9 protein-coding genes and 1 pseudogene are annotated in these 13,911 nt (G+C 59.2%); 6 read left to right on the top strand and 4 right to left on the bottom strand.

The window, feature by feature from the left end; translation table 11 throughout:
- The first annotated feature begins 226 nt into the window (after positions 1–226).
- Entirely contained in the window at positions 227–568 is a 342-nt protein-coding gene (locus tag ACZIRK_RS23375; protein WP_130222943.1) for a hypothetical protein, read from the top strand.
- A gap of 99 nt (positions 569–667) precedes the next feature.
- Here the strand turns inward: ACZIRK_RS23375 and ACZIRK_RS23370 are convergent, their stop codons facing one another.
- Both ACZIRK_RS23370 and ACZIRK_RS23365 read right to left on the bottom strand, forming a co-directional pair.
- Positions 668–2,251, bottom strand: a complete 1,584-nt coding sequence (locus tag ACZIRK_RS23370) for a glucosamine inositolphosphorylceramide transferase family protein (protein WP_463328164.1) — start codon at positions 2,249–2,251, stop codon at positions 668–670.
- A gap of 39 nt (positions 2,252–2,290) precedes the next feature.
- Complete coding sequence (locus ACZIRK_RS23365) at positions 2,291–3,478, bottom strand: glycosyltransferase family 4 protein (protein ID WP_130222941.1); 1,188 nt, start codon at positions 3,476–3,478, stop codon at positions 2,291–2,293.
- A gap of 280 nt (positions 3,479–3,758) precedes the next feature.
- On the opposite strand from ACZIRK_RS23365, the gene ACZIRK_RS23360 reads away from it, so the two are divergent.
- Positions 3,759–5,891, top strand: coding sequence for a GumC family protein (locus ACZIRK_RS23360; protein ID WP_130222939.1), 2,133 nt, complete (start codon positions 3,759–3,761; stop codon positions 5,889–5,891).
- A 16-nt stretch (positions 5,892–5,907) separates the two neighbouring features.
- Here ACZIRK_RS23360 and ACZIRK_RS23355 read toward each other — a convergent pair whose 3' ends face one another.
- Positions 5,908–7,254: a lipopolysaccharide biosynthesis protein gene (locus ACZIRK_RS23355; RefSeq protein ID WP_463328163.1), complete on the bottom strand. Its 1,347-nt coding sequence runs from the start codon at positions 7,252–7,254 to the stop codon at positions 5,908–5,910.
- A gap of 530 nt (positions 7,255–7,784) precedes the next feature.
- Between ACZIRK_RS23355 and ACZIRK_RS23350 the strand changes: the two are divergent.
- Positions 7,785–9,006: pseudogene (locus ACZIRK_RS23350) on the top strand (FAD-dependent oxidoreductase).
- Between the two features lie 15 nt (positions 9,007–9,021).
- Here ACZIRK_RS23350 and ACZIRK_RS23345 read toward each other — a convergent pair.
- Complete coding sequence (locus ACZIRK_RS23345; protein ID WP_130222935.1) at positions 9,022–10,146, bottom strand: GNAT family N-acetyltransferase; 1,125 nt, start codon at positions 10,144–10,146, stop codon at positions 9,022–9,024.
- Positions 10,147–10,620: 474 nt separating this feature from the next.
- On the opposite strand from ACZIRK_RS23345, the gene ACZIRK_RS23340 reads away from it, so the two are divergent.
- The 3 genes from ACZIRK_RS23340 (at position 10,621) to ACZIRK_RS23330 (ending at position 13,888) form a co-directional block, all read left to right on the top strand.
- Complete coding sequence (locus ACZIRK_RS23340; protein ID WP_456643687.1) at positions 10,621–11,490, top strand: WecB/TagA/CpsF family glycosyltransferase; 870 nt, start codon at positions 10,621–10,623, stop codon at positions 11,488–11,490.
- 65 nt (positions 11,491–11,555) lie between these two features.
- Complete coding sequence (locus ACZIRK_RS23335; protein ID WP_130222933.1) at positions 11,556–12,866, top strand: O-antigen ligase family protein; 1,311 nt, start codon at positions 11,556–11,558, stop codon at positions 12,864–12,866.
- The gene (locus tag ACZIRK_RS23330) at positions 12,863–13,888 is read left to right on the top strand and encodes a glycoside hydrolase family 5 protein (protein WP_130222931.1); all 1,026 of its coding nucleotides are present in this window, start codon (positions 12,863–12,865) and stop codon (positions 13,886–13,888) included. Before ACZIRK_RS23335 ends, ACZIRK_RS23330 begins: the two co-directional genes overlap by 4 nt.
- Positions 13,889–13,911 lie beyond the last annotated feature (23 nt).

The following is a 13,911-nucleotide window of genomic DNA, read 5'->3' as shown; positions in this document are numbered from 1 at the left end:
CCGCTCGAGGAGGGGCGAACGGATGCTGAAGAACGCGCTGTGTTGTTGTCAGCGGTCGCGACCTGAAGGATTGCGCAGTGAGGCCGTAAGTAATGTCATCATCCACTTCGCGAGAGGGACTTGTTCATGGAGATGAACCGCAGCTAAACGGCCGGGTATTATGTCGCAGCCCGGAACGTGGCGCTCCTTGTGGGATTGAACTTCACACACGAAATGGAGTGCGACCATGAAGAGGTTAGCGATCACGTTGGCGGTCGGTGCTGCAGCGCTGATTGGTAGTTCGGCCGCAAATGCGGCGGATCGGCAGGCGGCGGCAAAGGCGGGCAGCTATGAGAGCCGGTCCACCGATCTGAGCGCACGTGGAAGGGGCCATCACCACCATCACTACGGAATGCACCGTCATCACCACCACTACGGCTACCACCGCTACGGCTATCATCGCTATGGCTACCACCGCCATGGCTACTATCGCCCATACTACAACAGCTATGGATATCAGCGGCCGTACTACGGCGGCGGACCAGGTGTCAGCTTCAGCTTCGGTACCGGCGGTTATCGCGGCTGGTAGCGGAGAAAGAAAGCCCGCGACGCGCGGGCTTTCTTCTTACATCTGGCTGACTTGATAAGCGCGAACCGTATCGGTGATCATCGCCGACCAGCGCAAAGACTAATCGGCGGCCAGAACGCTGTTAGGGGCGCTCCGCGATCGGGCTGGCTCCCGTCGAGCTGCATCACTCCCAGAGGATGCCGAAACGGCCGGTGCAGGTCCGTCCACGAAAGCCATGATCTTCGGCTGCACCCGCGATCCGTCTATCACCTCGAGTTGGCCGCAGCGATTCAGCGTGTGCAGCTTCCTGCCTGGCCATGCAGGCCCTGGCTTAAGGGAGTGCCGAACGACCTGTCTGAACGTGGTCGGCGACAGTTCGAGAACTTCGGCAAGACCGAGCGCTGCGCCATATCCGTCGGAGCAATCCTGGACCGGCCGCCACAGGCTTCCATTGATGGTCACAAAGTTGCCCGCGGGTCGCGCACTTGCGCGGTCCATCAGAACCGGATTGCTCCCATGTGGCAGCCAGGGTCCGAAGAGTTGCTCGGCATAAAAGATAGCCAACGTATCGGAATAGCCTCCAGTGCCGTCGCGCCAGGCGCCGAACAGATAGTACATGCCGTTGTGTCGCGTGATGGTCACGTCGGCCAGTTCAAGCCCTGACAGCAGCGTGCAGTGACGCTCCCATTTGTCCGGAAACCGAACGCATTTGTAAACCGCGACGTCCCGATGCTCTGTGCTCTCCGGGATCATCCAGAGTTCGCCATTGTCCTCGATCAGAAACGGATAGGACAGATGCCATGGCTCTTCCAGTACGGGGACGACGTTTGCGGCCGGACCGGTGCGGTCGAACTCGACCGCGGAAATGATGCCCTTGCCCACCCGGTGATCGAGATCTTCGAAGAACACGAATGTCCTTCCCTTCCATTTTACGGGGAAGGGATCGGCGTAGAAATGATCTCCGGGATCCCCGAGCACTTTCCAGTCGGGCCCGGATAGATCTCCGGTTCGCCACACGTCGGCATTTTCACTGTAGCGCCATCCGATGTGCCAATGAGGCGCATAGCAGCAAAGGCGATATATTTCTTTCGCGATCGATACGGCCAGGCCGCGCAGAACATAGGTGGCCGCCGGTCGTTGGGTGCTTTTGCCCGTCGACGACGCCAGCCCCGGAACTAGTCTTGGCGCTCCTGACAGGATCGCTGTCAGCATGGTCAGGGTTCGCGCCATGACTGTTTCGAGCGCACCGCTCAAGCCGACTGCGATTTCTCCGGACGGATGACCGCGATCGAGCACCCTGCCGTCGAGTTCATTGACGATTTCGATAATCGGCAAGTCGCCCGCGAGTATGGCTGCCAGCGCTGCAGTTTCCCCTGGTATCCCATTGAACTGCGGGCGCAGATAGAGCCGGGCGGAGCAGTCCGGATCGCGGCCGGCGCGTGTAAAGTCGACAATCACGTCGGCCTTGCCGGCCTGGGCCTGCGACCGTTCCGGGATGACTTTCAGTTTGTCGGCGCCGCTGCGCTGGCCCCTCCGCAATACCATCCGTTCAAGTTCGAACAGCGCCTCCAAGCCAGCAGGCCGAGATTCCGAAGTTGTTGTCCACGCGATTTGAACCGGGACGTCCCGGCCGCCGACGGACAGCGCTTCGCGGGACATCCACCGCCGTGCATGCTCGCGTTCGCAGCGAAATTCGATAATCATGTCCGGCCCATCTGCGCTCATGTGCCTAATGCGTGCCGATCAAACAGCCTGGCTGAGAATTTGGACGTATTCCTCCACCATGCTGTCTACCGAATAGCGCGACCTCAGGCCCTTGGCGTTTTGCCGCAGTTCGTCGCGCAACGTTCTGTTTGTTAAAATTGCGGAAACGGCGGCGGATAATTCCGCATTGTCCGAGGCGTCGACAAAGAGCGCCGTGGGTTTTCCTTCAAACGACAGCACCTCTCGCAAAACGGGGAGATCGTTCACGACCGAAGGAACACCTGCGTTTGCGGCTTCAACCGCGGCGAGGCCAAAGGTTTCAGCTTGCGTCGGGAACACGAACACGTCGAGGCAGGCAAGAAAGTCGGCCATCCGCCGCGGCGGAATCTCGCCGACAAGATGCAATCTGTCGGATACTTTCAACTCGTCTGCCAACAGCCTTAGCCGTTCCTCGTCGGCGCCTTGGCCGGCCAGCGCGAGATGCCAGGACGGTTCACTGCCTAAGAGACGTATCGCCGCATCGAGCCGTTTGTGGGGGTGCAGTCTTGCAGCGCAACCGAGCAGCACACGATCCGGCGGCAGTTTGAACTGGTGCCGCGCGACATCCTTCGGCAGATCAAGCGATTTGTCGTCGAAGCCGTGTGGGACATGCTTCATGCGCGATCGATAAGGGGCGGGGTAGCGCGCGTACTCACGCTCCATCTCCCGCGAGTTGAGCGTTATGCAATTGTAGAAGCCGACGCTGCCCATGACGATGTCGGCGGCGCGGACCGGCCAGCTCATCGACATCGCCGATGAAACCTGGTTGGCAATAACCGGAGCGCGACTGACGAGGCGCGATACGCCTCCGCCGATCACATTGCCAAAATGCTGGAACGTGAGGACGACATCGGGTCTGATGGCCCTGATATGGCCGCCGAGCGTCCACAGCATGCGGAGCAGCGCCACCGGATTTCCTGGCCGGTTCTGCGCGCAATAGAACGTGTTCGGCGGCTCGTCGAAGGAATCTGACTTGCGGAAGAAGAAGAGATTGAAGACCTCATAGCCGCGCGCCGTCAGGCCGGCACCAAGCAGCCTTGTGATCTCCTGAGCACCGGCGTTCTCCGCCTGGGTCTGCACCAGAACGACACGTCGCTTTGGCTTGATGCTGTTTGACCGATCGCGTGACGCTGCCGACGATCGTATCGGTGCCTCGCGCAATTCTGTGCTTGGCTGGTAACGGAACACGGATTCCTCAACGGTTGAGGGAGTGGGGATTCTTCCCCGATTTTCGCAATGCCTATCACGCGATGCTCGGTCCTACACCGGCCAGCGCACAATGGGGTTAATGCAGCGCATCTCGCTCACAGGGGAGGTGTCGTTGCATCCGCGCAGAACATAGAGCCAGTTCGTTAACTAATTGGTTACGGCGTTGGCGAGAGAGGGTAACCGCCGATTAACCATAGATATTTACGTTGGGGGCAGGGCCACTGAACAGTGTCTGCCAGTTGAATTCGAGTCAAAACCCATGATGTTCGGTAGCCGCGCAGGCCCGAGACGTTCCGGTCAGACGGAGCCCACGGCGGCGTCGTGGGAGGCTCCGCGTCAGCCGCCTGGCACCGGACCCGCGGAACGCGTTAAGGGATTGCTAACCTTCTCCGGCATGCTTTCCTTTCTGCGGGGAAACGGCCGACGCATCTTGATGCTCGCGCTGGCCATCTTCGCCATTGGTGTCATCGCTCTGTTGCTGATTCCGCTTCGGTATGCGGCCACAGCGCTGGTCGTTGTCGATCCCCGAGAGCAGCGCGTGACCACGGATCAGGACGTGTTGCCGGGTATCGGCCAGGATGCCGCCGCGCTTCAGAGCCTGGTTGAAATCGCCAAGTCCGATGGCTTCCTCCGCCCGCTTATCGAGCAGCTCAAGGTTCGAGAGGATGAAGACATCGCCGGCGGTCAATCCGACACCACGCGTCTGCTCGAAAGATTCCGCAACCGGCTCGATATTTCCCGCCGTGGGCTCACCTACGTTATCGGCTTCAAATTCACTTCGAACCGTCCGGAGCGAGCGGCTTACTACGCCAACGCCATAGCTGAGGCGTTCGTCGCTAACCAGGGCCGTGTCCGCACTGAGGCGACCGACGAAGCAGCCGATTGGCTCAGTGGCCGGCTCAAGACGTTGAATGACCGGCTGAGGACATCAGAGGATGCCGTTGCCGCCTTCAAGCTCGAGCACAGGATCGTCAATGCCGGCAAGGACGCCACGACCCAGCAATTGCGCGTTACCGATCTGACGCAGCAGGTTTCGGCCGCTCGCGCTCGTACCGAAGAAGCAAGGGCTCGCTACGAGCAGGCGCAACGCGACCTCAAAGCGAATGTCGATGGGCCGGTTCGACAAGACCTGCTGAGTGCCCTGCGAGCTCAGAGGTCGGCGCTCAACGACCAGATCGCGCAGAAACGCGCGGTGTTCGGCGATCGCCATCCTGACCTCGTCATATCATACAGCCAGTTGAACGATCTCAACAGGCAGATCGAGATCGAGCGGAAGAAGAACATCGAAACTGCAAAGTCCGAATATGAAGCGCAACGCGAGCAGCAGAGATCGCTGGAAGATCAGTTGAAGGCGGTCGAATCGCAGATACTGGTCGACGGTCAGGCGCTCGTCAGACTGCAGGAGCTGCAGCGCGACGCGGAAGCCAACAGGAATATCTACGAGCAATTTCTGTCGCGGTCCAAGACCACCAACGAGCAGCGCCTGCTGCAGAGCTCGCAGACCAAGATCGCTTCGCTTGCCATTCCACCGCTTCGTCCGACCCGGCCGCCGCTCGCATTGCTCCTCGCCGTGCTTGCGATTGCCTCGATATTGATATCGACGGCGGCAGTTGCCGTACCGGACATCAAGAACATTCTAGAGAAGCCCACTCCGAAGGTTCGCCGGGCAAATTCACCTTCGCTCCAGCCCGAATTGCCCCAGGCGGCATCACCATCCCAGCCCGAATTGCCGCCGAAGCTGCCGGTCTGGGCCCGCATTCCCGACCTGCCGGCACGGGAATTCACCAGAAGCGTCTGGCAGAAGCCGATTGCGGCAGCCGCCGAGCTCGATCTGAGTGCCTACCTGCGCTCGCTGATCGGGAAAATCGACGAGTTGCCGGGATCCGGTGGCAAGGTAGCCCTCGTGATGTCGATCGAGAACGGCGCGGGAGGCAGCACTGTCGCACGATCGCTCAATCGGTCGGCCGTGAACAAGGGCATGCTCAGTGTTCTGATCGAGCTGCAATCGGATCTGTCCGCTGCAAAGCCGGTCGCGGCCGACCGGCAGGAGCAGGGCATCACCAAGACAGATCTTCGCTCTGTCAGTGTGCTCTTGAGTGCCGGCACGCAAACAGGCGCGCTCCCTGCCGACGACATTCGCAAGGAGTTCGATCTGATCGTCGTTGACGCATCGTCTCTTGCTGCACAACCCGACGTGAGGACGCTGGCGGCCCATGCCGATCTGATCGTCGTGGTCGTTCGCGACGGAGCTGCCGCTCCGGCGGCAATTCAGCGGGCTGCGGCTGGCTTGTCGAAGTCCGGCGCGGTGCCGATGGGGCTTGTCGTCAATCGCGTCTCCATCAGTTCCGTCATTGCTCAATCTCAGCGCGAGACCTTGGGACTGGCGGGCTGAGTTACCTCTAATCCTTCTAATCCTTCGAGTCTGCGACACGAACCGGATACGGTTCGGCTTTCGAGGACAAGCGGCGAGAAAGCACCAGGATCGAAGGATCAACGCCGGTGCGGCGGCGGCACAGAACGTTGAGGGCGATGGTGGCGACCGCCAGCGAAACAGTGGCCGAAATCGCGGCGCCGAGCACGCCGAGCCAGGGAATTAGAACGAGGAATCCGATCAGCCGCAGCACGACGTTCCCGGCGATGACGGGAACATAGTCACCCTCATGGCCGGTCACCTGCAGGATGGCTGCGGACGGACCACCAGCTGCCTGAAAAGCCGTTCCGAACGCAAGCACGATCAGTACCCATTGCTGGGCTGCGAAATGAGGTCCGAACAGGCCGAGAAGATGGGGTGCGCCGATCCAGACAAGGACGAGCCCGGCGATGACGCAAAGCGCGGTCACCTCCGCCATGAGCTGCAGCGTGTGGCTGAACTCTTGATGATTTTTACTGAAGTAGAGCGAGGGCAGGCGGCGCGCTCCGAAACTATAAAGTGCGGCAGAGAGCATGGCGAAGATGTTCGCCAGACGGGAGGCGGCAAAATAGATGCCGGCCGTGGCCGGATCCAGCATCCAGTAAATCAGGATCACGTCGAAGTACTGGTTGGCCGCTTCAAGAATGGAAGAAACCCAGTAGCGAAGCGCGCTCGATCTCCAGCGTGAGTTCTCCGAGCGCGGCGGCACATTGCGCAAATTCGGCAGAGCGCGTGCGATCGAAAGGACCTGAACGACGAGCCCCATGGCCATGGCGACCGCCATCACGGTAAGCAACTGTGCGGGATCGAGTCGCGCATGGCCGAACAATATCGCTACTAAAAACAGCACGACGACGACCCGCCAGAAAAACTCCCGATTGCCTTCCCCCATCAGAATGCTGATGAGCGATCGTGCAATCTGGCTGCCGAGCATCAGCCCTGCATTCACGGCCGTAAAGGCGGATACGGCCAGGATCAGCAGCCACGTATCGCCCCGCACGTTCGCGGCCGCCGCGATCGCGGCAATGACGACCATCATCCCAATGGAGGAGATCTTCAGGCTCGATAGCAGCACACCTTTGGCGAGATCGGCCTGTTCGCGCACCTGGTACTCGTTCAAGAAACGAACCAGGAGCAGTTCCTGGCCGACAAGCCCTACGACGGATGCGATCTGAGCGACAGAAAGCCACATCGCGAAAGCGCCGAACGCATCCGGCGACATGGTTCGTGCTGCCAGGGAGAACAGCGCAAACGCAAGGCCGCCGCTGCCAACCTTCAGAAGGATGGTCCCGGCAACACCGCGCGTCACGTCGCGTCGCATCAGTTGGAGAATGGATTCGATCATGCGAAGTACAAGGCATCTTTCCTTTCAAGATGCTCGTAGTAGACAATGGCCCAGTGCCTAACACGCACGCGAACCGAGAGTGTTAATGTTCGGCACCTAAGATTTCGTTCTCCCCACCCGGTAAATGCACCGGCGCAAACTTGCTCTCTCCGGCGGACCTGCGGCCTTGCTCCATTGTGGAACGCCGCTGTCCCGGCTGTCTTCAGACAGGGCAAACGATGGTTTCCCAGGATCGCCGCTGCGCCGGCACGAAGATGATTGCCGAAGCCAAATCTGCACAGCCACCGGCCGTTTGCACGTAAATGACCTGCTGACCTGACGATAAACAATGGTTCACCCTAGTGCTGAGTAAGCGGGGAATAGATTCCACGATACTCTTTGAGCAAGGCGCGTGCCGGGACGTCGCCAGATCTGGACCAGGCCGCGGGCGTTAACTGCGATGCTCAGAAATGATCGTGCCGGTTCGGCGAAGTGGATATCAGGCGAGAAAATTGCGGTTCGGCCGGCATCAATCGTCACAGCCGGCAAACATGATGGTGAATAAGGTGATACAACCGATCGCGGACGAGGGACGTGAAACCATCACCACGGACGTAGCGATTGTCGGCGGCGGGCTGGCGGGATCGCTCGCGGCGGCAGTCCTCGCCAGGGCTGGCTACCAGGTCGTCCTGATCGACAAAGCGAGCGGTTTATCCGGAAGAATTCCGCGTCGAGAAGATCGCCGGACGACAAGTCGATGTCTTTCGCAGGCTGGGTTTCATCCGCGAACTCGAGGCGGTCGCGTGCGCATACGACCGCGTGATCAATATCAGAGAAGGCCGGGTGGTCGACGTCAGTGCCGGCCAAACCTACGGCCTTCCCTATGCCGATCTCGTTGGCCTGGCACGACGTCTGATGCCGGGTCATTCCGGCTTCATTGTCGACCAAGTGACCGCTGTGAGCTGCAGCGATGACGTTCAGCACCTCGTTTTGGCCTCCGGAGCGCGCGTCACTGCGCGTCTCGTTGTCCTGGCGACGGGCATGGCCGGAGCTCTTGGATACGGTCTCGGAATCACGCGGCGCATTCTCGCCGAGCGTCATTCGGTTTCGTTCGGCTTCACGATTGCGCGTCCGGACAATTTGCCGTTCGAATTCGAGGCGCTCACCTGCTATGGCGAACGGGCCATCGATGGCGTCGACTATCTCAGCCTGTTTCCGGTGCGGGGTGGCATGCGGGCAAACCTGTTCATGTTTCGCGATCCGACCGATCCGATCATGCGCGAGCTGAGGCGGCAGACCGGATCAACGTTGCTGCGGCTCATGCCGGGATTGCAGTTCTATCTCGGAGATTTCAGCGTCATCGGTCAGGTGCAGAATTGGGTGATGGACCTGTCTGTCGCCGAAGGCCATCTGCAGCCGGGCGTCGTGCTGATTGGCGACGCGTTTCAAACCAACTGTCCTGCAGCCGGCACCGGAGTGAGCCGTCTTCTGGTGGATGTCGAGCGTCTTTGCATGGAATATGTGCCGCGCTGGCTCGAAACCGGCGGCATGGGCAAGGACAAGATATCGGAGTTCTACTCCGATCCGGACAAAGTGGCTGCCGACCAACACTCCCTGCAAATGGCGCGTTTTCGGCAGGCACTGACGTCGAGCAGCGACATAAGATGGAACGTGCGACGCAGGGTGCATTTTCTTCGTCGCAATATCACCTATCGGGTCGACGGTATCAGGCCGGGATGGATCGCACGTGTCCGTGGCGCGCTTCGTGCCTAGTGATGGGGTTTAAGCTCAGGTACGGACCGGCCGCAGCTTGAATTCGGCCATCCGCTTGGCGGCCAGTTTGATCCAGGGCGCCTGTCGTAACGCGAACAGAGCAAGGGAGCCGGCGACGCTACCCGCCTGAGTCACGCTCCACAACGGCGAGGGCCGGCCGCCAAACATCTTCTTGTACGGTTCGTCGCCAATGGTGAAGTCCAGGATCTGATCCCCGCGCTCGATGCAATCCCTGGCGACTTGTTCGAACATCAGCGCGCCAATGGATTGGCTCTTGTATCCCGCGATGTCGAACGCGCTCATAATGACGAGGAAACTGCCGCGGTGGCACAATCCCAGCACTGCCGCGATCAGTTTGCCGTCCATTTTCATAGTGTAGAGACGAACAAAGGCCCTGAGGCCGCGGAGCGCCACGGTGGAATAGAAGTCGAAATATTCGGGATGCTGCAACAGGTCGCCATCGCCCTGGGCTCGAAACCGCGGGCCTCGAAAGTTCTTCATCATCTCCATCGCGGCCATGATGGATGCATCGTCGTCGCAGCATGAAAAGCTCAACGCGCCCTTCTTTTGTAGCTGACGCAGCTTCTTTGCGAGTTCTTTCTGATAGGAGCGGCTCAGCGCGCTCGCCCGCCATCGCTCGAACGGGGCGACTAGCGCTGTCGCGTAGGCATTCATCTCCATGACCGTACGGCGAGGCGCTGCAAGAAGGTTCTCGATCGGCATTCTTCCATCAGGAAGCTTGCACATACGCAAGAAGTCGAACGGCCTGACAAGCCTGCGGAGCGTCAGGCAGGCATCCTCGTCCTGGAGCAGTTCGGAAAATATCTCGGCCGTGCACACAGGGGTCAGATAATCGGACACGCGGAGGTCAGCGAATTCAACCGTCCGCATCGGCCCACGCGGCACCCGCATCAAAGGCAGCACCATCGCCAGTTTTCCGGTCGCGCGACGGCGGACCGTGACGATCAGGGGTTTTGCTGCCGCGACCGGCGCGAGCTTGCGATATAGCGTGTCCAGCCACACCGGATGCTGGAACGCCGTGGCGTCCGAGCCAGCAAACAGCTCGGCGTATTCTTGAGACAAAAAATCAAATGCGTTTTCGATGCAGACATCGAACGCGTCGTTATTATTCTTGTTCATACGTGCGACAGACAAACCGGACTTTTTCGAAAATGCCGGCCGAGCCGGAGCTGCGACCTTCTAGCACACGCAGATTGGCGGAGACACGGGCCGAGTGCGATCTGTATTAATGTATCGTGGTTGCCGCCCGCTGCGCGGACTCCTACCAAATGTCTTGATAGCGGGCCGACCTTGCCACCGCCGCGCAACGTGTAACGTTTCGTTATGGTTAGCGAGCGCTCCACCTTTGCGAATAGTTAACCAGTTCGCGCAGCGTCGAACCGTCGCGCGGACTCGGGGTCGCCGATGGACTGCATATTGCAGTTGGAGTGGACAACAATAGAGATCTCCAACTGAAGTGCTTGAATCATGATGAAAGAGCTGATTTCCGGCCCGATTTCGATGTCAGGGGACGCGGACGAACGCAATTGGCGTGTCGGTTTCGGTCGGACTGTCTCAACTGTCCGGATTTGCGACACCTCGCGGGGAGCGCCGATGCAGTCGTCGACGGGCGCAGCTTCACGCCGTGAAGCGTCAGAGAAAGACAATGTGCGCGAGCGTCGCGCGAACCTCATCGGCAGGGCGGCCACCGCCGAGATCCCCCGCGTCACGGTCGGAGGGCTTCGGCTCGCCGTACTCGATCTCGAGCAGACCGCCGATTTCATGATCGAACAGGTTTCGCCAAAACGCCGCGCGGGCCGTCCGCTCTATCTGACGTCGGCGAATGGCGAGGTGGTGGCACGCTGCTCGACCGAGCCGATGACGGACCGCCTGTTCCGCGCCGCCGACCTCATCAATGCCGACGGACAGCCGCTGGTCACGGTGTCACGGTTCAAGTCATCGCAGCCGCTGCCGGAGCGGGTTGCCACAACCGACCTGTTCCACGTCGTCGCGCGCAAGGCCGAGGCGGCCGGGCTCTCCTTCTACATGTTCGGCGCCGACGAGGCGGAGAATGCCGCCGCTGTCGCCAATGTCCGCAGGATGTATCCGAAGCTGAAGATCGTCGGCCATTCGCATGGCTATCTGCGCGGCGACGCGCTACGTGCCAAGGTCGACGAGATCAATGCGTTGGCGCCCGACTATCTCTGGGTCGCGCTCGGCGTGCCCTATGAGCAGGCCTTTGTCGAGGAGTTCACGCCACGGCTCTCCAACGTCGGTGTCATCAAGACCTCAGGCGGGCTGTTCAACTTCCTCTCCGGCAGCCGCCGCCGCGCGCCGCAATGGATGCAGAATGTCGGGCTGGAATGGGCCTGGCGGATCTGGCTCGAGCCGCGCCGGCTGTTCTGGCGCTATCTGACTACCAATCCGCGCGCGCTCTATCTGCTATTTAACCGGAGCCATTCCACGCCAACCGAGCGCGACTGACGCTGCGTGCCGTGCCGAGCGGTTGCAATAGCAAATAATTAACCGCGCTTCACGAAGCTCATTCCATGACCGGAGCACAAATTCAGGTGGATGCGGGCGCGCTTGACGGCGCGATCCCGCACATGCGCGGTGTCGACATCGAGCGGGCCGCAAAGGCCATCATGAATTGGTCCATCACCATCAATGTGGTGGCATCGATGGGGACCCTCAACACTGCCCTATTGGCGGTGGAACAGACCTATCTGCAGCAGTTCGCTGCGCTGTCGATGTGGATTGTGCTGATTTATGCAAGCGCGTTTGTGCGACCTAATCTGCGGCTCGGGTTCAACCCCGACTTGATCGGGATCGTTTCATTCTATGTCCTTGCCGCCATTTCCGTGTTTTGGACGAACCTGAGCCTCGCGGCCATCATGAAAAGCGCGGCTCTTGCAATAACGACCCTCGGCGCATTCTGTCTTATCACGCGACTGGATATTGACGACATTGTCAAATCGGTCACTCGGGGCCTCCTAGTACTGGTTGCGGCATCCGCTTTGTTCGCCGTGTTCGTGCCGGACATAGGAGTTGACAGCAGTTGGATGCACAACGGCCAATGGCAAGGTGTTTATGAGTCAAAGCAAACACTAGGCTTCGTTGGAGCCTATCTCATGTTCTTTGCCTATTATCGAAAGACGACAGGGCAAAGATGGCTACCCTTCCTTGTCACGTTCTTGCTCGCTTCAACGTGCGTCCTGGCTTCGGGCTCGCGAGGCGCCGGTGCGGTGGCGTTGGCGGCCTGCGGATTGCTGTTCACCTCCTTGCGGTCGGTGAATTGCATGAAAGTCTACGCGGTGTTGCCCTTTGTCATGTGCATCATGGCGGGCTTGCTGATCCTGTATTTCTACGTGACCGGATACGACTCCATCCATTTGTTTGACACGACGATCGACTTCACGGAGAGAACCTTCATTTGGCAGTACGCGATAAGCCACTTCGACGATGCGCCCTTGCTTGGCTTTGGAATAAACGGATTTTGGACGACCCAATCGATCTATGATTATTTCGAGCAGAACCACGGTTGGGTGCTCGACAACTACCACAGCGGCTACATCACCATTCTCATGGAAACGGGGCTTTTGGGTTATTTGCTTTTTGCGGCAAGCGTCTTCCTATTTTCGAACAAGGTGCTCCATCTGATTTCATCCCGATCGATCGATCGGTTTCATTGTGCCCTGATCATAGGGTTCTCCGTCCTCAGTTTTCAGACCAATTTTACCGAGACGATATTCCTCCGTTCCACGATGTTTACATCGGTGCTGTTGCTGGTCTTCTTCCTCGCAACCTGTCGGCCGGTGCTGCCGGAAGATCACGGCGATCGTGAGTTGGCGGAGCAATGATCGCCACACTTGCCCGCCGGCCAGCGGCCCTCAAGTTCCTCCTGCTGGCTTTCGTCTTGGCAATGTGGATCCCGCGAGCCTGCGGATCCGAGCAGATCGCGTTTCGTGACGTCGCGGGCTTGGGACGCGGCATCAATATCCTGGGATATGACGGCATCTGGGAGGGCGCCGAAAATGCCCCATTCCGTTTGGAGAACCTGACCGCAATTCAAAGGGCCGGCTTCTCACATGTCAGAATCAATTTCTTCGGCTTCAAGCATATGGATTCGGATAACATCCTTGATGAAGCCGTCTTGAAGCGCCTCGATAGAGTTATCGAAGAGGTTCTTGCAAGGAAGCTCATTCCCATTCTGGATGAGCACGACACCGATTTTTGCCAGCGTTATATCTCACGATGCGCCGACAAGCTCAAATCATTCTGGAAGCAGATCGCGTCGCGCTATGCAGGGAAGTATCCTGCGCTTGTATTCGAAATTCTGAACGAGCCCGGGGGACATATGGCCTCGGCCGAATGGAACTCACTTCTCAATGAATGTCTCGGCATTATCAGGGTTGCGAACCCTGAACGAACTGTCATTGTCGCTGTTCTCAACACCGACGATGCGCCTATTCACGAGTTGACTCTGCCGGCTGACGACAGAAAACTGATCGTGACTTTTCACTATTACGCGCCGATAAGGTTTACCCATCAAGGCGCGCCATGGTCGCGAACATTTTCGACGATCGGCCCGCTGGATTGGGGAACCTCTGAGGACGAAGCAAGAGTTGTCGCTGATTTCACCAGAATCAATCTCTGGTCACACCGAGAGAAACGTCCGATCTATCTCGGTGAGTTCGGGGTTTATGAGCGCGCGCCATCTGAAAGCCGCCAGAGATACTTGTCGTTCGTGGCGCGAAACGCTGACCGATTTGGCTGGGCATGGGCCTACTGGCAATTCGACCACGATTTCGCTGCGTTCGATAGCGCCCGTCAAATGTGGAATCGGGACATTTTGCGCGCTCTCATTCCGTCGGGGCAGTGAAGCATAGTCGCAGGTTTGGAGAA

It is taken from the genome of Bradyrhizobium sp. Leo114, assembly GCF_055229415.2.
Note: the sequence above shows the minus strand (reverse complement) of the source record. Positions and strands in the feature narration are given on the sequence as shown.